Below are 1,859 nucleotides of genomic sequence, written 5' to 3'. Positions count from 1 at the left end.
CGAGCGCTCGTAGCTTAACGGATAGAGCACTTGACTACGGATCAAGAGGTTGCAGGTTCGAATCCTGCCGAGCGCACTGACGAGAGATTCTCTCGTTCGTCGCGGGGTGGAGCAGCTCGGTAGCTCGCTGGGCTCATAACCCAGAGGTCGCAGGTTCAAATCCTGTCCCCGCTACTAAGACCGAAGGCCCGGTACCGTCAGGTACCGGGCCTTCGGCGTATCCGGAGTCTTCCATCCCGGTTGCCTGGCCGGCCCCTCGGGCGCGCGTGATTCTCAGGAGAATCACAGAGAGCCGCAAGACGCCTCTCACGCGCCGCTCGCACCCTCGTCCCATGACGGCCGACCCCTCCCTCCGCCCAGCCCCCGCCGCCCCCGCGCCCCTCCTGCGGGACGACGGCGGGCCCGTGCGCGTCCTCGTCGTGGACGACGAGACCTCCCTGGCCGAGCTGCTCCGCCTCGCCCTGCGCTACGAGGGCTGGGACGTGCGCACCGCGGCCGGCGGCGCCGAGGCCGTGCGCGCCGCGCGGGACTTCCGGCCGGACGCCGTCGTCCTGGACGTGGTGCTGCCCGACATGGACGGGCTGACCGTGCTGGGGCGGCTGCGCCGCGAACGCTCCGACGTGCCCGTGCTCTTCCTCACCGCCAAGGACTCCGTCGAGGACCGCATCGCCGGCCTCACCGCCGGTGGCGACGACTACGTCACCAAGCCCTTCAGCCTGGAGGAGGTCGTCGCCCGGCTGCGCGGCCTGCTGCGCCGGTCCCGCGCCGTCGCGCCGCGCCCCGGCTCCGTCCTGACCGTCGGCGACCTGGTCCTGGACGAGGACAGCCACGAGGTCTCCCGCGGCGGCACGGACATCCACCTCACCGCCACCGAGTTCGAGCTGCTGCGCTTCCTCATGCGCAATCCGCGGCGCGTGCTCAGCAAGCCGCAGATCCTCGACCGGGTCTGGTCGTACGACTTCGGCGGACAGGCCAACGTCGTGGAGCTCTACATCTCCTACCTGCGACGGAAGATCGACGCCGGGCGGGCCCCGATGATCCACACGCGGCGCGGCGTCGGCTACCTCATCAAGCCGGCCGCGCCGGCGTGAGCCGACGACGGGGACGCCCCGGGGGACGGTGAGCCGTCGGCCGTTCGCGCCCCTGCGCACCGGCGCGTTCGACGCGCGGCTCGGTGAGACGGCGGGTGGCGGGCTGCGGCGGCCCACCCGCCGGAGTTCCAGGTGCGCCGGGGCGCGAGCCGACGGTGCGACGTACCTGGTCGGCGTCCCCGCCGGCGGCCCGCGGGCCGGCAAGCCCGTGCGCCAGCCGCTGACCTCCGCCCAAGGCGAGGCCCTCGCGGGGGTCCCCCGCGGCGGCAGGCCGCACGACGTCGGGCTGCCGGGGACGGCGGCAGTGCCGCGCCCGGTCCGTCACCGCGCCCGACGGTGCGGCGTACGCCCCCCAAAAACCTGCGGATCGCGCTGGGGCCGCTGCGCAGGGTCGCGGCGACGGCCACGCGCGTCTCCGAACTCCCCCTGCGCCAAGGGGAAGTGGCGCTGCCTGAGCGCGTGCCCGGGGAGGAGGCCGATCCGCGGACCGAGGTCCGTCACTTCGTCGCCGACGCGCGCCACGGGCTGCGGACGCCGTTCGCCTCCCTCCGCGGCCACGCCGAACTCGCCCGCCGGGGAAGGCCGCGAGGAGATCGGGCTCGTCGAGGACCTGCTGCCTCGCCCGCCCTGACGTCGGCCGCGTGTGGCGCCTTGACCTGCCGGATGGACGACGGGCCGGGCATTTCGGGGGAGTTGCTGCCGCACGTCTTCGAGCGCTTCGCGCGGGGGGACGCGGCGCGGACGTGGACCGGGGCGGGGGTACGGGGC

2 protein-coding genes and 2 tRNA genes are annotated in these 1,859 nt (G+C 74.1%); all 4 read left to right on the top strand.

The annotated features are described in order from the left end of the window. Nucleotides 1-3: 3 nt before the first annotated feature. Nucleotides 4-76 (top strand) — tRNA-Arg (locus ACSNOG_RS32620). Nucleotides 77-100: 24 nt separating this feature from the next. Beyond that, nucleotides 101-174, top strand: a tRNA-Met gene (locus ACSNOG_RS32615). A gap of 158 nt (nt 175-332) precedes the next feature. Then, nucleotides 333-1,091, top strand: a complete 759-nt coding sequence (locus ACSNOG_RS32610) for a response regulator transcription factor (RefSeq protein WP_436756316.1) — start codon at nt 333-335, stop codon at nt 1,089-1,091. A gap of 336 nt (nt 1,092-1,427) precedes the next feature. Beyond that, nucleotides 1,428-1,859 (top strand): histidine kinase dimerization/phospho-acceptor domain-containing protein (locus ACSNOG_RS32605; RefSeq protein ID WP_436756315.1); only part of this gene is annotated, 432 nt, incomplete at its 3' end.

Source organism: Streptomyces sp. URMC 124, from assembly GCF_051386455.1.
Lineage (GTDB): Bacteria > Actinomycetota > Actinomycetes > Streptomycetales > Streptomycetaceae > Streptomyces.
This window is presented reverse-complemented; position numbering and strand designations above follow the sequence as displayed.

What these genes read in the sequence shown, in the direction of transcription:
- ACSNOG_RS32610 (WP_436756316.1), top strand. Translation starts at nt 333, where the DNA reads ATGACGGCCGACCCCTCCCTCCGCCCAGCCCCCGCCGCCCCCGCGCCC.